This window comes from Bradyrhizobium sp. URHA0013, from assembly GCF_000518345.1.
Taxonomy (GTDB): domain Bacteria; phylum Pseudomonadota; class Alphaproteobacteria; order Rhizobiales; family Xanthobacteraceae; genus Bradyrhizobium.
This window is the reverse complement of sequence record NZ_JADK01000003.1, coordinates 505,799-526,114: the sequence shown is the minus strand read 5'-3', so window position 1 is coordinate 526,114 and position 20,316 is coordinate 505,799. Positions and strand designations below refer to the sequence as shown.

Genomic DNA, 20,316 nt, shown 5'->3' with positions numbered 1-20,316 from the left:
AGACGCTCACCACGGTCCGCGGCCAGTTCAGAGAATGAATCGGTGCTGATACAGAAACTGAACTAGGAAGCCGAGCGCCGCGGCCTTAAGGTTGCGCCTTCGCTTGTGACGGAGGCCCGCATGACCATCGGCAGCTACAGGCAGTTCTGTCCGGTCGCGATGGCGGCCGAGATATTATGCACGCGCTGGACCGTCGTGCTCCTTCGCGAACTCATTGCCGGCTCGACGCGCTTCAACGAGCTGCGCCGCGGCGTTCCGCGGATGTCGCCTGCCTTGCTCTCGCAACGTCTCAAGGAGCTCGAAGCCGCCGGCATCGTTACGCGCCGGGCATCGGCTTCCGAGCGCGGTATCACCGAATATCTGCTGACCACAGCCGGACGCGAACTCGGCCCCATCGTCGAGGCGTTCGGCATCTGGGGCCAGCGCCGCATCGAGTCGGATCTGTCCCTTCAGCATCTCGATGTCCAGCTGTTGATGTGGGACATGCGGCGGAATTTGAACACGACGCCGATGCCGACCCGCCGCAGTGTGCTGCAGTTCGCGTATCCGGAATTGCCTTCGACTCAGCGATTGTGGTGGCTGATCGTCGATCCCGACGACAGTGTCGACCTCTGCTCGATTGATCCCGGTTTCGATGTTGACCTTTACGTGTCGGTTGATCTGCGCACCATGACGGCGATCTGGATGGGACTCGATACCGTGCGCGCGGCCGTCGCAAGTCGGCGGATGCTGCTCACCGGCGACCGGCAGCTTGCCGCGGCCATGCAAAGCTGGCTGGGCCTCAGCCCGTTCGCCAAGGAACGCAAGCTGGCGAGCTGATCCAGGGCGGCGCAATTCAGTATTTGTATCGGCCCGCTACAGTTCCCGTACTGGCGAGCCCCGGCCGTGTTCTGGCACCCAAGTGATGCCCGCCCCTATCAAAGCGGAGCTGAACTCGAGCCAGGAGACGCGGCATGACAGCCTATCTGATCGCAGACATCAAAGTGACCGACGGAAAATGGGTGCCGGACTATGCGGCCTCCGTTCACGACCTCGTGCACAAGCACGGCGGCAAGTACCTCTCGCGCAGCGGCAATGTGAAGACGCTGGAAGGTGCGCCTCTCGACACCTCCCTGATCGCGATCATGTCGTTTCCGACGGTGAAGGCAGCAGAGTCCTTCGTCACTGATCCCGCCTACAGCCGCTTCGCGGCAGCGCGCAGGGGCGGCAGCGAGAGCCGCTTCCAGTTGATCGACGATACCGACTTGGCCGGCACGATCCCCTATCTCGCCAAGGCATGAACTGCGTCTTCGTCAAAAACTCGGCGCGCAGGCGCAGACCTGCCCGGCCAACACAGGAGATTGGAATGAACGATTCACTCGCCGGCGCCGGCCTGCTTCGCATGCTTTTCGTAGCTTGCAGCGTAGCCTTCCTCCTCGGACTTTCCGGCGTCGCGTCGGCCCGGGTCACACGGTGCGACATTACGTGGGTCAGCTGCAACAACACCTCTGCGAAATGCTCGAGCGAGAGACGGTGCATGCGCAGGTGCGACGAGAAGTATATCAAATGCAGCGGGGGCTCGGCCTCCCTTCAACTGGAACAGCCGATCGACCTTCTGGAACTTGGCAGACGCCGCTCGTAGCAGATCGATCCAAGGAGGACTGCGCAGCGCCGGTCGCCGGCGCTGCGTTTTCGTGTTGGCGCTAGCTGGGTGGCCTGCCGCCAACCACAACGCCCGCTTTCTTCTCGATCGGCTTGATCGCCGCGGTGAAATCGGACTCGGCGCCTTCCGCGCTGATGACCGTCTCCCACAACCGCCCGACCGCATCCGCGACTTCCATCGACAGGCCGAGCTGCTTCATCTCCTCCAGCGCCAGCCGCACGTCCTTCACCATCAGTCCCGTGGCGAAGCCGAAGTCGAAGCTGCGCGGCAGCACCGAGCGCGGAAACTTGTCGCGGCTCGCGGTGTTCATGCCGGAGCCCGCATTGATGACGTCGATCATCACGGCGGGATCGAGCCCCGCCTTGACGCCCATCACCACCGCTTCCGAGGTCGCCACGATCGCGGTGGCCGACAAGAAGTTGTTTGCGAGCTTCATGGTCTGCGCCGCGCCGGGCTTCTCGCCGATGAAGAACACTTTCCCGATGATGTCGAGCGCGGGCTTGAGCAGATCGAACTCGGTCTTCGGCCCCGAGACCATCACCGCCAGCGTGCCCTTCTCCGCGCCGCCGACGCCGCCGGAGACGGGGCAGTCGATCTGCACGATGTCATGCTTGGCGAGCAGGCCGTGAATCTTAACCGCCATCGCGGAGCCGACCGTGGAGAGGTCGATGAAGCGCTTGACGCGGCTCCCCTCGATCACGCCGTTCGGCCCCGTCGCAACCGCGAGCGAAGCCTGCAGCGAGGGCAGGCTCGCCATGACCGTCTCGACCTGGTCGGCGACCTCCTTCGGCGACGTCGCCGCAGTGGCGCCGCGCGCCACCAGCTTGTCGACGACCTCCCGGCGCGTGTCGAACACGACGAGCCGGTTGCCGGCCTCGATCAGCCGCCGCGCCATCGGGAAACCCATGTTTCCGAGGCCGATGAATCCGATGTCCATGGTGTTTCCTTCCCGTTGTCATTGCGAGGAGCGAAGCGACGAAGCAATCCAGACTGTCGCCGCGGAGGGGTTCTGGATTGCTTCGCTCCGCTCGCAATGACGAAGCGATAGAGTTAAGAGCGTTAGTCTAGCTCACGCCTTGCCGTCGATCTCCGCGAACACCTCGCGCGCGATCCGAAAACTGTCGACCGCGGCCGGCATGCCACCATAGATTGCGACCTGCATCAGGATCTCGCGGATCTCGTCGCGGCTGACGCCGTTGGTGAGTGCGCCCTTCAGATGCGCGCGGAATTCGTGCTGACGATTGAGGATCGCGATCATCGCGATGTTGAGCATGCTGCGGGTCTTGCGCGGCAGCTCCTCGCGGCCCCACACCGTGCCCCAGCAATATTCGTTGAGCATCTCCTGGAACGGACGGTTGAAATCGTCGACGCTCTTCAGAGCGTTGTTGACATAGGCCTCGCCGAGCACCGCTTTGCGGACTTCCAGGCCCTTGTCGTGCATCTTCTTGTCCATGGCGTTTCCTTCTTTTTCCTTGGATGGCGGCGCGGAAATTACGGGGTTGCGGCGGGCCAGTCACGTCCTCGTGTTATGCGGGAAAAGGGGTGTCTCCCGTACAGGAACGGATGCCTCAGTGCTGCCGTTGTGGTACGCTTCTCTACCGGGCAACCTGGAGAGTTGATTGAACGGCGTCACCCCCGACCCGTCAGACCCGATCCGCGATGGCGACGCTCTGTCGCGGCTGAAGCTGGCGCAAGCCCTGCAACGGGCCACTTATGCCATCGCGTGGGAGCGTGCCTGGCCAAATTTGGCGCGGCTTCTTACCGTCGTCGGTCTGTTCCTGGTGGTGTCCTGGGCCGGCCTCTGGCTGGCGCTGCCGTCCATTGCCCGCGCCATCGGACTTGTCGTTTTCGCCGGCGTTGCGATTGCCGTCCTGTTCCCAATGAGTCGCTTCCGATGGCCGAGCCGCGAGGAGGCTCTGGCCCGGCTCGACCGCGGCTCTGGCATCCGTCATCGGCCGGCCACCACGCTGACGGACACGCTGAGCTCACAGGACCCGGTTGCGCAGGCCTTGTGGCGGGCGCAGCGCGAGCGCACGCTGGCTTCGATCAAGCGCATCCGCGCCGGTCTGCCGCAGCCCCGGCTCGCTCTGCATGACCCCTGGGGGCTGCGCGCGCTGGTCATGGTGATGCTGGTTGCGACCTTCTTCGCCGCCGGCGACGAGCGTGCGATGCGGCTCAGGGCCGCCTTCCACTGGAACGGCGTACTGGCGCCGACGAATGTTCGCGTCGATGCCTGGGTCACGCCACCGCTCTACACCGGCAAGCCGCCAATCATCCTGTCGGCGGCGAACAAGGAGGCCGCGGCGCTGCCGGCCAGCGGGCCGCTTGCCGTTCCCGCAGGCTCGACCCTGATCGTTCGCTCCTCCGGCGGCAGCCTTGATGTTGTCGTCTCCGGCGGCCTCAAGGAAGTCGCGCCCACAGAAGCCGCGCCCAAGGGTACCAACGAGAAGCATTTTGCCATCAGCGGCGACGGCACCGCGCATGTCCGCGCTCCCTCCGGCCAGCCGCAATGGGTGTTTGCGGCAACGCCGGACCGCGCGCCGACGATCGCGCTGGCCAAGGATCCCGAGCGCCAGGCCCGTGGCGGACTCCAGCTCACTTACAAGGTCGAGGACGATTACGGCGTCACTGGAGCCGACGCGCAAATCGGCCTGCGTACCGTCGATGCCAAGGATGGCGTCAAGGATGGCGTCAAGCAGGCCGCCGCGCGGCCGCTATTCCAGCCTCCGCAATTCCCGCTCGTGCTGCCGAATGCGCGCACCCGAAACGGCGTCGGCCAGACGGTGAAGGACCTCAGCGAGGATCCCTATGCCGGCGCCGACGTCACGCTGACCCTCACCGCCAAGGACGAGGCCGGCAACGAGGCCAGGAGCGAGCCCTTCAACATGCGCCTGCCCGAGCGGCTGTTCACCAACTCGCTCGCGCGCGCGCTGGTCGAGCAGCGCCGCATCCTCGCGCTCGACGCCAACAAGAATTCGGATGTCTACGCCGCGCTCGACGCGCTGATGATCGCACCCGAATTATTCACGCCGGATGCGGGCTGCTATCTCGGCCTGCGCAGCCTGGCGCTGCAGCTGGAAGCCGCCCGCACCGACGACGCGATGCGCGATGTGGTGAAAAGCATGTGGGCGTTCGCGGTCACCATCGAGGACGACGGTGTCGCCGGCAGCGTCAACGCCGCGCTGCGTTCGGCCCAGGACGCGCTCAAGCGGGCGCTGGAACGCGGCGCCAGCGAGGACGAGATCAAGGCGCTGACGCAAAAGCTTCGCGAGGCGATGGCCGGCAAGGTGCGCGATCTCGCCCGGCGCGCCGAGCAGAATCCGCTTGGACCCCGGCAGCCTTTCCCGGCAGAGGTTCAGCTCATCCTCGACAAGTCCGTCGAGCTGAAACAAAAGACCCAGAACGCCACGCCCGAGCAGCTCGAAGAGCTGGCGAAGCAGCAGGACGCGCTACGCGAGCAGCTTCAGGCCTATCGCAAGTCGGCGAACAACCGGGCGAAGGCGGGCAACGACGGGGCCAACCAGTCGACGCGAGACCGTAAATGCGGAAGCTAGCACGCGTGCCAGTCTTGAAGGCGATCTCGATCGCTTGCCTCGCCTTCCTGTTGGGAGGCGTCTCGCCCGTGGCTGCCCAGCAGGATCAGGATGTCGATGCTCTGCTCGATGGCGCTGAAAAGGCGATGCAGGATTCCGGCGACAGTCTCAGGCAGAAGGAATCCGGCAAGAGCCTGAACAATCAATCCGATGCGATTCAGAAGCTCGAGGAATACAAGCGCGCGACGGAAAAGAGCCAATCCTCCAATCGCGATCGTTCCGTCATCACGCAGCGCGACCTGGACGAATTGCTGAAGCAAATCGAGAAGGCCGCGCGCGAAGGCAATAAAGAAGCGGCCCAGCGCATGCTCGAGCAGCTCGCGCAGATCATGGAAAATCTCCAGATGGCGCAGCCCGGGCAATCCGGCGACAGCGACATGGAGCAGGCGCTCAACGAGCTCAGCGACATGATCCGCAAGCAGCAGCAATTGCGCGACAAGACTTTCAAGCAGGGGCAGGATTCCCGGCGTGAGCGCTCGCGCGGCAAGCAGCAGGGCGACCAATCGATGTCGGACCTCCAGCAGGATCAGCAGTCGCTGCGCGACCGGCTGAAGAAGCTCCAGGACGAACTCGCCAAGCGCGGCCTCGCGCAGAAGGGGCAAAAGGGCCAGAAGAGCCAGGGCCAGAAGGGGCAAAAGGGTCAGCAGGGCGAGCAGGGACAGCCGGGCCAGGATGGCGATCAGGACGGTGACCAGGGCGATGACGACGGCAGTCTGGACGCCGCCGACGGGGCCATGGGCGATGCCGGCTCGCAGCTCGGCGAAGGCAATTCGGACGGTGCCGTGGACGCGCAAGGGAAAGCGCTCGAGGCCTTGCGCAAGGGCGCGCAGAAGATGGCCGAGGCGATGCAGCAGGGCGATGGCGACGGGCAGGGCGATGGTCCCGGCAACCGGCCCGGCCGTCAGCAGAGCGGCGGCAATCAGACCGATCCGCTCGGTCGCCCCCTTCACGGCCGCGATCTGAGCGACGACTACACGGTCAAGATCCCCGGCGAGATCGACGCCCAGCGCGTCCGCCGCATTCTCGAGGAGCTCCGGCGCCGCTTGGGGGATAGCTCGCGCCCGCAGATCGAGCTCGACTACATCGAGCGGCTGCTGAAGGATTTTTGAGTTCTCTGTCATCGCCCGGCTTGACCGGGCGATCCAGTACTCCGAGACGGTTGTGATTCAATCGAGAGGCCGCGGCGTACTGGATGCCCCGGTCGAGCCGGGGCATGACAGCGGAATACGTGGCGCCCCGACGCAGCTACCCCTTCTTCGCCGCCAGCGCATCCGCCACCGCCGTGCGGATGTCGGCGACCGAGAATGGCTTGGTCACGACGTCATGCACCAGCGCATTGAGGTTCGAGGCGCGCTCGCGCTGGTCGGCAAAGCCGGTCATCAGCAGAATGGTCAAATCGGGGAAGTCGCGTGCGACGGAAAGCGCCAGCGCGATGCCGTCCATCACCGGCATCTGGATGTCGGTGAGCAGCAGGTCGAACCCGCCGTCCGCGCGCGTGAGGATTTCCAGCGCCTCGGCGCCGTCTTGCGCAGTGACGGTCTCGTGGCCGTCCATGGCGATGGCGCGCGCCACCAGCTGGCGCATCGAATCCTCGTCGTCGGCAATCAGGATTTTGGACATGAGACCAACCTTGGGATCAATCTCGCGACCAACTTTGCCTGCGAGACCTGCGAAATCGATTATACGCTGCCACCGGCGATGTCGCGCCGGTTGAAGAAGCGAACGTCGATATTGCGGCCCTCCGGCGGCGGCGAGGCCAAACGCGAGCGGAAGACGGCGCGCTCGCCGGGCTGTAGCACGGTCTGTTCCAGAACCGCGTTCCAAGCGTAGATTTCCGCGCCTTGCGCGTCGCGCACCGCGAAGCGCAACCGGGGAATGTCGAGCGGCTTCTTGCCCTGGCCCACGATCACGCCCTCGATCACCAGCACCTGCTTACCGTCCACGGTCTCGCTGGAGAGCTTGACGTCCTTGAAGGCCAGTGCGCGCAGATTAACTTCGAGGCCGACCATCCTGTAGAAGGCGGCCGTCTGCGGCAGCAGCCGCACCATATCGCCGCGCCAGATCACCAGCGCCAGCACCAGCGCGCCCATGGCGGCGCAGGCGGTTGGCAGGCCGAAATGGGATTTTCGCGGGGCCGCGGTGGCCATCGGACGGCGCACTCGGGCGCCGCGGCGGCGGCCGAACAGGCCACGGAACCAGGATTGATGCTGCTCGCCGACGACTTCCTCCTCGACGGACCGGGCGGCCGCGGACCATTCGTCCTCGGTGTCGGTGGCTTCCTGGTCCGGCCAGTCGCTGGCGATCGAGGGGCTGTCAACGACAGGCGCGTCATCGGCGCCGTCGTCCTGGGCATAGGAGTTCCACTGCTCGGCGAGATCGGACTGGTCGTCGGCCCGGCTGGCCGCGGCCATGGCCGGGACAGATGCCTCCTCGATGGCATCCTCGGCATGGGCGACCCAGGTTTCCTTGCAACGGGAACAGCGCACGGTCCGGCCATTCGCCCCAAGGCTCGCGGGCTTGATGGCGTAGGATGTCGTACAATGAGGGCAGACGATATGCATGGACGAGCCTTGATGCATGGCCAAGTCGTGACGGTGACACGGTCGCGGAGAACCGAGCGGGAAAGATGCTACCAATTATGCTACAGGACGACCGTTAACGAACCGGAAACCATAACGGCCGCAAAACCCGCTGATCGCGTGGGGCGGAGCACAGCCGTGCGGCCCGCGGCCTCTCTCGAACGGAGCTGAGCTTGGTTCGGTTCGAAAATGTCGGATTGCGTTACGGCCTGGGGCCCGAGGTCCTGCGCGACCTCAACTTCCAGATTCCGGCGCATTCCTTCCAATTTCTCACCGGCCCGTCCGGCGCCGGCAAGACCTCATTGCTGCGCCTGTTGTTCCTGTCGCATCGCCCGACGCGCGGCCTCGTCAATTTGTTCGGTCACGACATCTCGCAACTGGGCAAGGACGAGATCGCAGACTTGCGCAAGCGCATCGGCATCGTGCTCCAGGATTTCCGCCTGCTTGACCACATGACCACCTATGAGAACGTCGCGCTGCCGTTCCGCGTCATGGGCCGCAGCGAATCGAGCTACCGCAAGGAGGTCATCGATCTGCTGAAATGGGTCGGGCTCGGCGAACGCATGGACGCGCTGCCGCCGATCCTGTCCGGCGGCGAGAAGCAGCGCGCGGCAATCGCGCGCGCGGTGATCTCGCGGCCGCAGCTGCTACTGGCCGACGAGCCGACCGGCAGCGTCGATCCGACGCTTGGCCGCCGCCTGCTGCGGCTGTTCATCGAGCTCAACAAGTCAGGCACCGCCGTCATCATCGCCACCCACGATATCGCCCTGATGGACCAGTACGAGGCGCGACGCTTCGTGCTGCACCAGGGACGGCTGCACGTCTATGAGTAGGCCCGACGAGCGCGGCGTGCTGGTCGATCTCGGGCAGGAGGGGCCGCCGCTTCCGGCCCGGGCGCGCAATATGTCGCCGATCGTGCCGCGCGCCTCGATCCACGGCCGCGCGCTCGTCGCCGTCGTCGCCATCATGACCTTCCTGGCCTCGATGACGACCGGCACGGTGCTGCTGGTGAGCGCCTCCGCCGCCGAATGGCAGTCGGATGTCGCGAGCGAGATCACCATCCAGGTTCGCCCGCAGACGGGCCGCGATCTCGAACGCGACACCGCGGCGGTGACCGAGGCCATGCGCGCGCAAGCCGGCATCGTCGAGGTCAAGCCGTTCACGAAGGACGAGAGCGGCAAGCTGCTCGAGCCCTGGCTCGGCACCGGGCTGTCGATGGACGATCTGCCGGTGCCGCGCATGATCATCGCGCGCGTGCAGCCCGGCACGGCGCTCGATCTCGGCGCTCTGCGCGCCCGCGTGACCCAGGTGGCACCAAGCGCCAGCGTCGACGATCACCGCGCCTGGATCGAGCGCATGCGCTCGATGACCAACGCCACCGTGCTCGCCGGCCTCGGCATCCTCGCGCTCGTCATCGTCGCCACCATCATCTCGGTGTCGTTCGCGACCCGGGGCGCCATGGCGGCGAACCGTCCGATCGTCGAGGTGCTGCATTTCGTGGGCGCCGGCGACCGCTATATCGCCAACCGCTTCCTGCGTCATTTCCTCAGGCTGGGGCTGGAGGGCGGCGTGATCGGCGGCGGCGCCGCCATGCTGGTGTTCGGCTTCTCCGAGTCGATTGCAGGCTGGTTCTCCGGCACCCCCGTCGGTGACCAGTTCGCCGCGTTGCTCGGCACCTTCTCGCTGCGGCCGTCCGGCTACATCGTGCTCGCGGTGCAGGCCGTGCTGATCGGCGCCATCACCGCGGTCGCCTCGCGCCAGACGCTGTTCGCGACGCTGAATGATGTGGATTGAGGCCGACAAACCGGACTCCACTTCGCCTCAAAACGTCCTAAAATCATCTCTGGGAAGGGATCACCGACATCACATGACCGCGCCGACCGACGATCGATCGCCGAAACTGCCGCGCGGCTGGCTGCGCGCGGCCGTGATGTCGACGATTGCGCTCGCCTTCGTCGCCGCGGCGGCGGGCTTCATCGCGTTTCTGTCGCAATTGCGCGGCGCCGAGATCGCGCCGGACCGCAAGGCGGACGGCATCGTGGTGCTGACCGGCGGCTCCTCGCGGGTGTCGGATGCGATGGAGCTGCTCGCTGCCGGCTACGGCAGGAGGCTCCTGATCTCCGGCGTGCACCCGACCTCGACGGCGAGCGACATCTCCCGGACGTTGCCGGAGAACCAGTCCTTCATGCGTTGCTGCGTCGATCTCGACCGCACCGCGGTTTCGACCCGCGGCAATGCCGCGGAGGCGCGGCGCTGGGCCGCGGGACGCGGTTTCAAATCGCTGATCGTGGTCACCTCGAACTATCACATGCCGCGCGCGCTGGTGGAATTCTCGCATGCGATGCCGGAGACGACACTGATCCCGTTCGTGGTGGTCGGCGACAAATGGCGCGAGGAGCCGTGGTGGACCTCGTCGTCCACCTTGCGGCTGCTGCTGTCGGAATATGTCAAGTACATCGCGGCCGAGCTCAGGGTGCGGCTGGAGGATTTCGGGATTGACCTTTCGCCCGAGATGTCGGAGCAGCCTTCCGGGCTGCAGCCGAAGCGGCCCGCCACCGCACAGGCCAATTGATCGGCAACTGATCGGCATTGATCGGATCCTCGATGTTCTTGATTTTCCTGCGATCGCTCGTCTTCAACGTGCTGTTCTACACCGTGCTGGTGTGCCTCGCGATCGTGGCGCTGCCGACCTTCGCGTTGCCGCCGCGCGCCATGCTCACGGTCGCGCAATGGTGGGCGAAGGCGACGCTGTTCCTGATGCGGGCGGTCTGCAACATCAAGGTGGAATTCCGCGGCCTCGACAAGATTCCGACGGGACCATTGGTCGTCGTGGCGAAGCACCAGTCGTTCTGGGAGACGTTCGTCTTGCCGGGCTTCTTCGACCGTCCGATTTTCATCCTTAAGCGTCAGCTCATGCAGATCCCGGTGTTCGGTCAGTTCCTGGTCAAGACCGGGATGATCGCGATCGACCGCAATGCCGGCGTCAAGGCGCTGCTGGACATGACGCGGCGGGCGCGCGAGGCGGTGCGCAGCGGCGGGCAGCTCGTGATCTTTCCCGAAGGCACGCGCCGCGCTCCGGGCGCGCCACCGGACTACAAAAGCGGCTTCGCGCAGATCTATTCGTCCTGCGGCGCGCCGTGCCTGCCGATCGCGCTCAATTCCGGCCTGTTCTGGCCGCGCCGCACCTTCATGCGCTATCCCGGCACGCTGGTGGTGGAGTTCCTCGATCCGCTGCCGCCGGGCTTGCCCAAGGACGAGTTTCTCTCTCGCGTGCAAACGGCGATCGAAGACGCGACCGGCCGCCTCGTCGAAGCGGGTCGCAAGGAGCAGGAGCAGCTGATCGGCTCGGCGCCGAGCTATGCGCCGTTGGAGAACTAGCGGTTTTCCCGATTGTCCACCGGGGCCGGGGCGTGCGGAGAATGCGCATCCCCATGCAGCATTATGGCAAGCTGATGCAGCTGCGCGTCGCGAAAGCCTTCGGCCTCGATCGCCTTCACCGTCGCGGTCACGTAGTCGCGGTTGGCGCCGGACTGGCCGTGGCCCTGGAGCACGTGGCGATGCTGGTCGGTGAGCGACAGCCGGCCGGCATATTGCACATGGCCGCGATCGACGACATAGGCGAGCGCGGAGACGCGCTGCCGCGCATCGTTCTCCAGCCACACCGAGCGCATGACTTCGCGATAGACCGACGTCACCTGCTCGCGCGCGCGCAAATAGGCCACGACGTCGGCGCGGTTCTTTTCGGCGACGCGGAAGGCGATGCCGCGGCAGGCGCCGCCGCGGTCGAGGCCGAGCACCAGACCCGGCTTCTCCGGCGTGCCACGGTGCACGAAGGAATAGACGCAGAGTGCGCGGTGCTCGCCGACCAGCCGCGCGGGGACGCGCTCCTCGAATTCGAAGCCCGGCCGCCACATCAGCGAGCCGTAACCGAACACCCAGAGGTCGCCTTTGGCAGTGGTGACGGAGGGGAGGGTGATTTCCGACATTTCGGGCACGGCTACCAGAACCGCGCCCCCAAGCGAAGCGAATTCTCCGCCTTTCGGAGCAAGCCAACCTCGCTTACATTTGACAAAATCAGGGGTCAAAGGGTCGCCGCATGTCCGATATGACCGTTGCCGCACGCCGGCGCTCCCGCTGGGGCCTTTTCATCGCCCCTGTCATCCTCCTGATCCTCGCGGTGGCGTGGAGCGGCTTCTGGTTCTATGCGGCGTCGCAGGCCGAAATCGCCGCCGATGCCTGGCGCGCGCAGGAGGCCAAATCCGGCCGCGTCTATGATTGCGCCAAGCGCTCGATCGCGGGCTTCCCCTTCCGCTTCGAGGTCCAGTGTTCTGGCGCCAGCGTCGCCCTGGTGTCGCAGAACGCCAGCAAGACGCCGTTCACGGCGAAGCTCGACAACATCCTGGTCGTCGCCCAGGTCTACGACCCCAAGCGCGTCATCGCCGAATTCACCGCACCCGCGACGCTCACTGACGGCGTCACGCAGAGCACCTTCGTGGTGAACTGGAGCAAGGGGCGCAGCAGCGTGGTCGGCCTGCCCGCCGTGCCGGAGCGCGCCTCCATCGTGTTCGAGGAGCCGACCGTCAATCGTGTCGACGGCAGCGTGCAGGTGCCGCTCGCGCGCGCGAAACAGGTCGAGCTGCATGGACGCCTCGCGGATGGATCGCCGTCCGATCATCCCGTGATCGAGACCGTGCTCCAGATCGCGCAGGGCAGTATTCAGGGCGTTCATCCGCTGCTCGCCGAGCCGTTCGAGGCCGACACGCGGGCGAAGATCACCGGACTGTCCGACCTCACGCCAAAGCCGTGGCCGCAGCGCTTCCGCGAGATCCAGGCCGCCGGCGGCCATATCGAGATCGTGCAGTCCCGGATCCAGCAGGGCGAGATGATCGCGGTTGCGGCCGGCACGCTCGGGCTCTCGGCTAACGGCCGTCTCGATGGCGAATTGCAGATGACGGTGACGGGCCTCGAGCGCGTGATCCCCGCGCTCGGCATCGAGAAGATGCTGGAGGAGGGGGTGCCGCAGGCAACCCTCGATCGCGTCGCGCCCGGCGTGAAGTCGCAGGACCTGAACAATCTGTTCGGTGCGCTCGACCGCGCCGTTCCCGGCCTCGGCAAGGTCATCAAGCAGAACGCCAATGCCGGCGTGGCCGCCGGCATCAATTCGATCGGCACCGAGAGCACGCTGGAAGGTAGGAAGGCCCGCAGCTTCCCGCTGAAGTTCGTCGACGGCGCCGTGCTGCTCGGCCCGGTCAAGGTCGGCCAGATCCCGCCGCTGTATTAGGTCGTGAATTCATAAGTCGCCGGGCGGACAGCTTGGTCCGCCTGACGCGTTTGAAGCTGTGAACAGATGGTCCGAGGAGCGTCTTGTTAGCGCCGGTGTTGCAACCCGCGAGGTCCTCTCCGGCGTCGGGCGAGGAGTGTATCAGTTGCGGCTCGACAGGTAGCGTTCTGCCGCCCTATTGAAGACCAACTGCCGGCTCTAAAGTCGCGCCCAGATTATCTGGGGTTCGGGGGAAACAATGCGCGCGTTGAATTGTCTCGTGGCAGCATCGCTGCTCGTCGCTTCGCTTCAGGCCGCAACCGCCAGGGACAGCGAACATTGGGTGGTGTCCTGGACGGGCGCGGTTCAGGGCCCATATCCCGTCGGCAATCCGTCTGCCCAGCCCGAACAGAAATTCGCGTTTCCCGAGCCTGCGGCCGGTGCGCGGGACCAGACTTTTCGCCTGATCGTGCGGCCGGATATCTGGGGCCGTCAGGCCCGCATCCGGCTCAGCAACGCCTTCGGCACCAAACCCGTCACGTTTGACGGCGTTTACGTCGGCCTGCAGTCGGGTAGTGCCGCGTTGATCCGCGGCTCCAACACTCCCATTACGTTCGCTGGCACGCCTTCCGTTACGGTGTCGCCGGGGAATTCGGTCTGGAGCGATGCGATCGCGCTGCCGTTTGCAAAGCGGCCCGATGACCTCGCCGGCCGCCGGCTTGCGGTCAGTTTTCATGTTGCCGGCCAGAGCGGTCCGATGACCTGGCACGCCAAAGCGCTGACCACTTCCTATGTCAGTGCGCCGGGCGCCGGCGCGAAGGGCGCCCTCGAAGACGAGGCTTCCTTCCCCTATGCGACTGCGTCGTGGTTCTTTCTCGATGCGATCGAGATGACTGCGCCTGCCGATGCCTTCGCCATCATGGCGTTTGGGGATTCGATTACCGACGGGACCGCCTCAACCATGAACGGCGACGATCGCTGGCCCAACGTGCTGTCGCGTCGCCTGAAGGCGGTCTACGGCAACAAGGTCGCCGTCGTGAATGGCGGCATCGGTGGCAACCAAATCGCAGGCCCCGCCGAATATGGTCCCGACAAACCGTACGCGGGTGGCCCCGCTTCGGGCCAGCGGCTCGATCGCGACGTGCTGACGCTGTCCGGCATATCCAGCCTGATCTGGCTGGAAGGCATCAACGATTTCAGCAAGAACGGAAATTTCACGGCCGACCAGGTCATTGCCGCGATGAAGGACGGCGTCGCGAGGCTACGTGCGAAATGGCCGCAAGCCCGGATCATTGGCGCCACCGTCGTTTCGGCATTAGGCAGCAGCAGCGCGGCACATGGTTTTCCCGAGCAGGATGACAAGCGCAAGGCGCTCAACGTATTCATCCGTAGCTCGGGGACATTCGACGGTGTGGTCGATTTCGATCGGGCAACGCTCGATCCGGCCTCGGGTGGCCTCAAGCCGGAGTTCGTTCCCGAAAGCACGACGGGCGGCGCCGGCGACAAGCTTCATCCCAACCGCACCGGATATCTGGCGATGGGACAGGCCATCGACCTCGATCTGTTCAAGCCGGGAAAGATTGGTCGCAGCGCGAAGCAGTAGGGTGAATTCAGAGTCGCCTCTCTCCGTTCGTCGCCCTCAGCTGTCGTAACTCCCTCCATGCGGTTACGAGCTGAACTCACGACCGCTTCGCCGGATCGTGATGACCCGCCGGGAATGCGGAGCCGCAAACTCCGCTCTCTCTCCATGTCGGCCGCACGATGATGCGGTCGCCCCAGGCAGGAGAGATAATCATGATTAAGTCCAAACTGTTCGTTGCCGTCGTCGCCATCTCGGCCGCGATCGCGACGCCCGCCTTCGCGCAGTGGCAATGGCAGTCGCAGGAGCCGGCCGCATACGCCTCGATGTATCCGAATGGTGATCGCAACATCTCGAATCCCACGACGCGGGAGACGATGGCATTCGTCCCCTCGCCGAAATCACCGCGCCCAACGGTGATGCGCGCGACCAAGGGCAAATAGCCGCCGTCCCACCACTTGCCCGTCGCGAACTGGGCCCGGTCATGTCCCGGCCGGGCCCAATGCGCGTTGCCTTGAACGTGGCTTTGGACAATCGCGCGTGCGGATCGGCAGCCAACGAAAATATTCCGAACAGGATCGTCAGGAAAACGTGATGCAGAAGATGCACGGCGCCGCGAATAATCGCAGCCGCATTCAAATCACTCCACACCAGGGAAGCATGCATGCGCCGGAGACGGCGCGCGGAATCCAATCCACTTCCCAAATGGAGGAAGCTTCAAGTGCGGATCATCAATTGCGGACTGATGCTGGGTATTCTCGCTGCCTGTTCCGGGCAGGCGCGTGCCGACGACAATGTCACAACCGAAATCCAGTCGCTGAAGGCCAAGCTGAAGGAGCTGCAGCAACGCGTGGACTCGGAGGCGCGCAAGACGCGGCAGGTTGAAGCGCAGGCGAAGGCCGTTCAGTTGCCGGCAAGTTACAAGGCGCTCGCCGCCGATCCATGTGCGGCCGGCAAGGTCTGCTACAAGGGCGTGACTTTGACCTTCGGTGGCTGGGTCGATCTCACCGGTATCTACCGCTCGCGCAATCTCGCCTCCGATACCGGCTCGGTCTACAACTTCATCCCCTATCAGCAGAGCCGCAACTTCAACATTCCGGAAACGCGCTTCTCCGCGCGGCAGAGCAGGTTCTCGGCGCTGGCCGAGGGCAATGCCGATGCCGACACGCACCTCGCGGGCTATGGCGAGATCGATTTCGAAGGTGCGGCTCAGACGGCGAGCTCGGTTGCGACCAACTCGTTCAATCCGCGCATGCGGCAGCTCAGCCTCGAGGTCGACCGCAGCGATCTCGGTCTACACTTCCTCGCCGGGCAATCCTGGTCGCTCAACGCGCCGACCAAGTCCGGCATCGATCCTCGAGGCGTCGACGCGCCCGGCGTGATCGACTTCGAATCCGTTCCGGGATTTCTTGCGGCACGGCAGCCCGGGCTGCGCGTCTGGCAGGACATCGGACCGGAGTTCAAGCTGGCTGCCTCGGTCGAGAATGCCCAGACCGCGTTCTTCGGCGGCAACGTCCCGGCCGTCGGCACACCCGCCATCGGACCACAGGGCGTGCTGAACCCGAACCTTCAGGTCAATCTGACCGGTCCCGGCGGCAGCTTCTTCAACAACCTCAACAATGTCAGTCTGAATCAGGTGCCCGACATCACCGTCAAGGCAGCGTGGGACCCACGGCTCGGGCCCACCAAGCTGCATGTCGAGGCGTGGGCGCTCTACCGCCAGCTGTTCGACCGCTTCAACAACGCCAACCACACCTACGACACCGGAAGCTTCGGCGGTCACATCCTCGCCGAGCTGATTCCGAAAACCCTCGATCTTCAGCTCTATGGCTCGCACGGCGTGCTCGGCCGCTTCACGGCAACGCCGTTCCCCGACGCGGCGGTGGCGCAGGACGGCACCATCCTCCCGCTGACGATCACGGCGGCCGCCGTCGGCCTGATCTGGCACGCGACCCCCAGCCTCGATGTCTACTCCTATGCAGGCCTCGAAAAGGCCAAGGCGAATTTCGCCAATGTTGGAACGGTGCCCTTCGGCTACGGCAATCCGCTCTACAACAACACCGGCTGCTTGACCGAGAACTCGCCGGCCGCGACCTGCAACGGCAACACCAGGGAGGTCCGGCAGATCACGGCGGGAGTCTACGACACAATCTACCAGGGCAGTTACGGCACGCTCAAAGCCGGCCTGCAATATTCCTACACGCAGCGGTTCGCGTTCGCGGGCGTCGGCGGTGCGCCGAAGACAGATGATAACGTCGTCATGACGCAGATCCGGTACTATCCGTTCTAGTCACGGAGCCACGCGGGCTCGTAGCCTGGATGGTGCGAAGCGCAATCCGGGAATCCTGTCTCAAGCGACGGAGGTCCCGGATTACGCTTGCGCTCCATCCGGGCTACTTCAGTGCTACGGCTTGTTGCCGAGCTGCGCGTGCGGCCGGCCGAAGTCGGGCGCGGCCGAGTCCTGGCCGATTTCGACGATGCCGCGGCGGATGGCGCGGGTGCGGGTGAAGTGGTCGAACAGTGCCTCGCCGTCGCCGCGGCGGATCGCGCGGGTGAGCTTTGCCAGATCCTCGGTGAAGGTGCCGAGCATCTCCAGCACGGCTTCCTTGTTGGCGAGGAAGACGTCGCGCCACATCGTCGGATCGGATGCCGCGATGCGCGTGAAGTCGCGAAAGCCGCCGGCGGAGAACTTGATGACCTCGGACTCCGTCACCTGCGCCAGCTCGTCGGCGGTGCCGACGATGGTGTAGGCGATCAGATGCGGCAGATGGCTGGTGATCGCGAGCACGAGATCATGATGATCCGGCGTCATGATTTCGACCTTGGCGCCCATCGCCGCCCAGAACGCACGCAGGCGATCGGTGGCCGCCGCATCAACGCCCTCCGGCGGGGTGAGGATGCACCAGCGGTTGATGAAGAGTTCGGCGAAGCCGGAATCGGGGCCCGAATGCTCGGTGCCTGCGACGGGATGCGCCGGCACGAAATGGATACCTTTCGGCAGATGCGGCGCCATATCCCTGACGATAGCGCCCTTGACCGAGCCGACGTCGGAGATGATCGCGCCGGGCTTGAGATGCGGGGCGATCTCCTGCGCCACCGGGCCGCAGGCGCCGACGGGAATGCAGAGGATAACGAGATCGGCGTCCTTCACGGCTTCTGCATTGGTCGCCACGACCTGATCGACGATGCCGAGCTCCATCACGCGTGCGCGCGTCTTCTCCGAGCGCGCGGTGGTGACGATCTCGGAAGCCAGGCCCTGGAGCTTCGCGGCGCGCGCGATTGAGCCGCCGATCAGGCCGAAGCCGATCAGCGCGACGCGCTGGAAGTGCGGGGTCGCGCTCATCGTCCGGCCATGAAGTCGCGCAGGCCCTCGACGACGAGGCGGTTGGCCTCCTCGGTGCCAATGGTCATGCGCAGCGAATGCGGCAGGCCGTAGTTCTTCAAGCCGCGCAGCACCAGCCCGCGCCTGGTGAGGAAGGCGTCGGCTGCGTCCGAGGTCTTGCCCTCGGTGGGGAAGTGGATCAGCACGAAATTGGCGACGCTCGGCGTCACCTTCAGCCCGAGCTTGCCGATCTCCTCAGCGAGCCAGTTGCGCCAGGTCTCGGTGAATTGCTTCGACATCGCCTGGTGCGCGGTGTCCTCGATCGCGGCAACGGCGGCGTACATGGCCGGCGTCGACACGTTGAAGGGACCGCGGATGCGGTTGACCGCATCGATGATGTGCTCGGGGCCGAACATCCAGCCGATGCGTAGCGCCGCGAGACCATGGATCTTGGAGAAGGTGTGGGTCACCACCGTGTTTTCGGTGGTCGCGACCAGCTCGATCCCCATCTCGTAATCGTTGCGCGAGACGTAGTCGCAATAGGCTGCATCCACCACCAGCAGCACGTGCGAGGGCAGGCCGGCGCGCAGGCGCTTGACCTCGTCGAACGGCAGATAGGTGCCGGTCGGGTTGTTGGGGTTGGCGAGCCAGACCAGTTTTGTGCGCGGCGTGACGGCCTTCAGGATCGTGTCGACATCCGCGGTTAGGTCCTTTTCGGCGGCAACCACGTTCTTCGCGCCGACCGCCATGGTTGCGATCGGGTAGACCAGGAAGCCGTGAGTGGTCGAGATCGCCTCGTCGCCATGGCTGAGATAGGCGTGGGCGAGCAGGTTGAGGATCTCGTCCGAGCCGGCGCCGCAGATGATGCGGTTGGGATCGAGCCCGAAGGTGCGCCCGATCGCTTCGCGCAGCACGCGCGAGGTTCCTTCCGGATAGTCTTCCAGATGATCCGCCACCTGCTTGAACGCCTCGATCGCCTTCGGCGAGGGCCCGAACGGCGTCTCGTTGGCCGAGAGCTTGAACACCTTGCGGCCGGGCTCTGCCACTGGAGTCTTGCCGGGCGTGTAGGGCGCAATATCGAGAATGCCGGGATTCGGCACGGGGCGGGACATCTTCAACTCCGGACTGGCTTAAGCGGTTCGCGACTTACGATTTCGACCCGGTCGGGGGCACCGTATAGCGCGTTGCGTGGCTGCCGACGAGGGCCGTGGAGCGCACCGAGGCCCCCGCTTCGATCAGGGCAGCCTTGATCTTGTCGATGTTGCTTGTCGCGGTGACCGAGACCAGCAGCGCGGCACCGTCGAAGGCGGTGTCGGGCACCGCCACGATCTCGGCGAGCGGCGACAGGGCGCGCGCGACCTCCGCATTCCACCCAGAGACGCGGACGCTGAAGGTCTCGACCTCCGTCACCAGGGCGCTGTCGGCGACGCGCGAGACCGCGAACACGGGCAACGCCGCCGGATGGTCGGCGCGCTCGACAAAGGGCAGCCGCGCGATGATCTTTGGCGCGCCGGCTTCTTCCAGCGACAGCCACCACGGCGTGCGGCTCGAAGTCGCCGAGACCAGCGCCAGATCGCCCTTGGACTTCGCGACGGCCTCGACCGCCGCCTGCGCGCTGAAATGCGCGACGTAAGGCACCGTGAAGCCGAAATGGAATCGCGCGGAATCGCGCATGGCCGGCTCGCTCGCCGAGATGTCGGCGTGCACCGAGAACGGGGCCTGGACATAGGTGAAGGTCGCGATGATGACGCGCCAGATGCTCTCGACCGTATCGAGCGGCAGGATGCCGCGATGACGCTGCACGAGGTCGCGCATCATGGAGGCCTCACGTGCCGGGCGGAACGCCGAGCCGACCTCCTGGGTCTGCTTCACCTGGATCAGGCGGTCGATGATGTCGCCGCGTTGCATCAGCAGGCGATGCATGCCCTCGTCGATCGCGTCGATCTCCTTGCGCAATTCCTGGAGTGATGGTGGCGCGGGGGGACGTTGGGACATGTCTGACAGGTGCTGTTGAGAGGCGTTCCAATGCGGATCAGTCGAGCCGTCACCGCTCTGATGGATATCCTGATTAGGCAGTCGGGGCTGCGAAAGCAAAGAGAAATGCAAAGGGAAATCGGGCCCTTTCCGCCCGTGGCGCGACAGCGAATTTGGCTGATCCGGGCCGTGACTTGACGAAAACCGTCCAAGACGGTAGTTTTTACCCGTTCCGTGGTCATTTGAGCCGGCCGGCTTGCAGCCACGTTAAAAAACTCGCTAAACAGGCCGGGGACGCTTTCGATCCCGGCCGAACCTATCGTTCAGGCCGGGTTTTTCATGGCCTGATGTCAATGCGGTCACCACG

At 65.1% G+C, this 20,316-nt stretch carries 20 protein-coding genes and 1 riboswitch; of the genes, 12 read left to right on the top strand and 8 right to left on the bottom strand.

Features of this window, described 5'->3' with window-relative positions; translation table 11 throughout:
• Positions 1-120: 120 nt before the first annotated feature.
• Both N551_RS0102590 and N551_RS0102585 read left to right on the top strand, forming a co-directional pair.
• The gene (locus N551_RS0102590; RefSeq protein ID WP_027565615.1) at positions 121-819 is read left to right on the top strand and encodes a helix-turn-helix domain-containing protein; all 699 of its coding nucleotides are present in this window, start codon (positions 121-123) and stop codon (positions 817-819) included.
• A 134-nt stretch (positions 820-953) separates the two neighbouring features.
• Positions 954-1,280, top strand: a complete 327-nt coding sequence (locus tag N551_RS0102585) for a DUF1330 domain-containing protein (protein ID WP_027565614.1) — start codon at positions 954-956, stop codon at positions 1,278-1,280.
• A gap of 402 nt (positions 1,281-1,682) precedes the next feature.
• Here N551_RS0102585 and N551_RS0102575 read toward each other — a convergent pair whose 3' ends face one another.
• A complete protein-coding gene (locus N551_RS0102575; RefSeq protein ID WP_027565613.1) occupies positions 1,683-2,579 on the bottom strand; it encodes an NAD(P)-dependent oxidoreductase in 897 nt (298 codons plus the stop codon).
• Between the two features lie 132 nt (positions 2,580-2,711).
• Positions 2,712-3,095, bottom strand: a complete 384-nt coding sequence (locus N551_RS0102570) for a carboxymuconolactone decarboxylase family protein (protein ID WP_027514149.1) — start codon at positions 3,093-3,095, stop codon at positions 2,712-2,714.
• A 166-nt stretch (positions 3,096-3,261) separates the two neighbouring features.
• Here N551_RS0102570 and N551_RS0102565 point away from each other — a divergent pair, with 166 nt between their 5' ends.
• Both N551_RS0102565 and N551_RS0102560 read left to right on the top strand, forming a co-directional pair.
• On the top strand, positions 3,262-5,196 hold the full coding sequence (locus N551_RS0102565) for a TIGR02302 family protein (protein ID WP_027565612.1): 1,935 nt from the start codon (positions 3,262-3,264) through the stop codon (positions 5,194-5,196).
• Complete coding sequence (locus N551_RS0102560; protein ID WP_027565611.1) at positions 5,184-6,344, top strand: DUF4175 family protein; 1,161 nt, start codon at positions 5,184-5,186, stop codon at positions 6,342-6,344. Before N551_RS0102565 ends, N551_RS0102560 begins: the two co-directional genes overlap by 13 nt.
• 136 nt (positions 6,345-6,480) lie before the next feature.
• On the opposite strand, the gene N551_RS0102555 is transcribed toward N551_RS0102560, so the two are convergent.
• Together N551_RS0102555 and N551_RS0102550 are read right to left on the bottom strand one after the other, a co-directional pair.
• The gene (locus N551_RS0102555) at positions 6,481-6,855 is read right to left on the bottom strand and encodes a response regulator (protein WP_027565610.1); all 375 of its coding nucleotides are present in this window, start codon (positions 6,853-6,855) and stop codon (positions 6,481-6,483) included.
• A gap of 59 nt (positions 6,856-6,914) precedes the next feature.
• Positions 6,915-7,796, bottom strand: a complete 882-nt coding sequence (locus N551_RS0102550; RefSeq protein WP_027565609.1) for an MJ0042-type zinc finger domain-containing protein — start codon at positions 7,794-7,796, stop codon at positions 6,915-6,917.
• 191 nt (positions 7,797-7,987) lie between these two features.
• Between N551_RS0102550 and ftsE the strand changes: the two genes are divergently transcribed.
• The 4 genes from ftsE (at position 7,988) to N551_RS0102530 (ending at position 11,192) form a co-directional block, all read left to right on the top strand.
• Entirely contained in the window at positions 7,988-8,647 is a 660-nt protein-coding gene (gene ftsE, locus N551_RS0102545) for a cell division ATP-binding protein FtsE (protein WP_008135325.1), read from the top strand.
• On the top strand, positions 8,640-9,608 hold the full coding sequence (locus N551_RS0102540) for an ABC transporter permease (RefSeq protein WP_027514144.1): 969 nt from the start codon (positions 8,640-8,642) through the stop codon (positions 9,606-9,608). The genes ftsE and N551_RS0102540 overlap by 8 nt, the downstream gene beginning before the upstream one ends.
• A gap of 73 nt (positions 9,609-9,681) precedes the next feature.
• A complete protein-coding gene (locus N551_RS0102535) occupies positions 9,682-10,386 on the top strand; it encodes a YdcF family protein (RefSeq protein ID WP_027565608.1) in 705 nt (234 codons plus the stop codon).
• A 32-nt stretch (positions 10,387-10,418) separates the two neighbouring features.
• A complete protein-coding gene (locus N551_RS0102530; RefSeq protein ID WP_027565607.1) occupies positions 10,419-11,192 on the top strand; it encodes a 1-acyl-sn-glycerol-3-phosphate acyltransferase in 774 nt (257 codons plus the stop codon).
• Here the strand turns inward: N551_RS0102530 and N551_RS0102525 are convergent.
• On the bottom strand, positions 11,189-11,800 hold the full coding sequence (locus N551_RS0102525; RefSeq protein WP_027565606.1) for a gamma-glutamylcyclotransferase: 612 nt from the start codon (positions 11,798-11,800) through the stop codon (positions 11,189-11,191). The two genes, N551_RS0102530 and N551_RS0102525, sit on opposite strands and share 4 nt — an antisense overlap.
• A gap of 110 nt (positions 11,801-11,910) precedes the next feature.
• Between N551_RS0102525 and N551_RS0102520 the strand changes: the two genes are divergently transcribed.
• From N551_RS0102520 to N551_RS0102505, 4 genes are all read left to right on the top strand, one after another.
• Positions 11,911-13,095: a DUF2125 domain-containing protein gene (locus N551_RS0102520; protein WP_027565605.1), complete on the top strand. Its 1,185-nt coding sequence runs from the start codon at positions 11,911-11,913 to the stop codon at positions 13,093-13,095.
• A 259-nt stretch (positions 13,096-13,354) separates the two neighbouring features.
• Complete coding sequence (locus tag N551_RS0102515) at positions 13,355-14,677, top strand: GDSL-type esterase/lipase family protein (protein ID WP_245287720.1); 1,323 nt, start codon at positions 13,355-13,357, stop codon at positions 14,675-14,677.
• 191 nt (positions 14,678-14,868) lie between these two features.
• Entirely contained in the window at positions 14,869-15,096 is a 228-nt protein-coding gene (locus N551_RS0102510; protein WP_027565603.1) for a hypothetical protein, read from the top strand.
• A gap of 278 nt (positions 15,097-15,374) precedes the next feature.
• A complete protein-coding gene (locus N551_RS0102505) occupies positions 15,375-16,943 on the top strand; it encodes a hypothetical protein (RefSeq protein WP_197031096.1) in 1,569 nt (522 codons plus the stop codon).
• Positions 16,944-17,057: 114 nt separating this feature from the next.
• Here N551_RS0102505 and N551_RS0102500 read toward each other — a convergent pair whose 3' ends face one another.
• From N551_RS0102500 to N551_RS0102490, 3 genes are read right to left on the bottom strand one after another with little or no spacing between them, the layout of a single operon-like run.
• Positions 17,058-17,996 carry a prephenate/arogenate dehydrogenase family protein gene (locus tag N551_RS0102500; RefSeq protein WP_027565601.1) on the bottom strand — a complete coding sequence of 313 codons (939 nt, stop codon included), beginning with the start codon at positions 17,994-17,996 and terminating at the stop codon, positions 17,058-17,060.
• Positions 17,993-19,087, bottom strand: a complete 1,095-nt coding sequence (gene hisC, locus N551_RS0102495) for a histidinol-phosphate transaminase (protein WP_027565600.1) — start codon at positions 19,085-19,087, stop codon at positions 17,993-17,995. Before hisC ends, N551_RS0102500 begins: the two co-directional genes overlap by 4 nt.
• Positions 19,088-19,121: 34 nt before the next feature.
• Positions 19,122-19,970, bottom strand: a complete 849-nt coding sequence (locus tag N551_RS0102490; protein WP_027565599.1) for a chorismate mutase — start codon at positions 19,968-19,970, stop codon at positions 19,122-19,124.
• Positions 19,971-20,173: 203 nt separating this feature from the next.
• Positions 20,174-20,253: riboswitch (SAM riboswitch) on the top strand.
• Positions 20,254-20,316: the final 63 nt, after the last annotated feature.

Excerpts from the sequence above, each read along its gene's own strand:
- N551_RS0102590 (WP_027565615.1), top strand. The coding sequence starts at position 121 with ATGACCATCGGCAGCTACAGGCAGTTCTGTCCGGTCGCGATGGCGGCC.
- N551_RS0102585 (WP_027565614.1), top strand. The coding sequence starts at position 954 with ATGACAGCCTATCTGATCGCAGACATCAAAGTGACCGACGGAAAATGG.
- N551_RS0102575 (WP_027565613.1), bottom strand. The coding sequence starts at position 2,579 with ATGGACATCGGATTCATCGGCCTCGGAAACATGGGTTTCCCGATGGCG.
- N551_RS0102570 (WP_027514149.1), bottom strand. The coding sequence starts at position 3,095 with ATGGACAAGAAGATGCACGACAAGGGCCTGGAAGTCCGCAAAGCGGTG.
- N551_RS0102560 (WP_027565611.1), top strand. The coding sequence starts at position 5,184 with ATGCGGAAGCTAGCACGCGTGCCAGTCTTGAAGGCGATCTCGATCGCT.
- N551_RS0102555 (WP_027565610.1), bottom strand. The coding sequence starts at position 6,855 with ATGTCCAAAATCCTGATTGCCGACGACGAGGATTCGATGCGCCAGCTG.
- N551_RS0102550 (WP_027565609.1), bottom strand. The coding sequence starts at position 7,796 with ATGCATATCGTCTGCCCTCATTGTACGACATCCTACGCCATCAAGCCC.
- N551_RS0102540 (WP_027514144.1), top strand. The coding sequence starts at position 8,640 with ATGAGTAGGCCCGACGAGCGCGGCGTGCTGGTCGATCTCGGGCAGGAG.
- N551_RS0102535 (WP_027565608.1), top strand. The coding sequence starts at position 9,682 with ATGACCGCGCCGACCGACGATCGATCGCCGAAACTGCCGCGCGGCTGG.
- N551_RS0102530 (WP_027565607.1), top strand. The coding sequence starts at position 10,419 with ATGTTCTTGATTTTCCTGCGATCGCTCGTCTTCAACGTGCTGTTCTAC.
- N551_RS0102525 (WP_027565606.1), bottom strand. The coding sequence starts at position 11,800 with ATGTCGGAAATCACCCTCCCCTCCGTCACCACTGCCAAAGGCGACCTC.
- N551_RS0102520 (WP_027565605.1), top strand. The coding sequence starts at position 11,911 with ATGTCCGATATGACCGTTGCCGCACGCCGGCGCTCCCGCTGGGGCCTT.
- N551_RS0102510 (WP_027565603.1), top strand. The coding sequence starts at position 14,869 with ATGATTAAGTCCAAACTGTTCGTTGCCGTCGTCGCCATCTCGGCCGCG.
- N551_RS0102500 (WP_027565601.1), bottom strand. The coding sequence starts at position 17,996 with ATGAGCGCGACCCCGCACTTCCAGCGCGTCGCGCTGATCGGCTTCGGC.
- hisC (WP_027565600.1), bottom strand. The coding sequence starts at position 19,087 with ATGTCCCGCCCCGTGCCGAATCCCGGCATTCTCGATATTGCGCCCTAC.
- N551_RS0102490 (WP_027565599.1), bottom strand. The coding sequence starts at position 19,970 with ATGTCCCAACGTCCCCCCGCGCCACCATCACTCCAGGAATTGCGCAAG.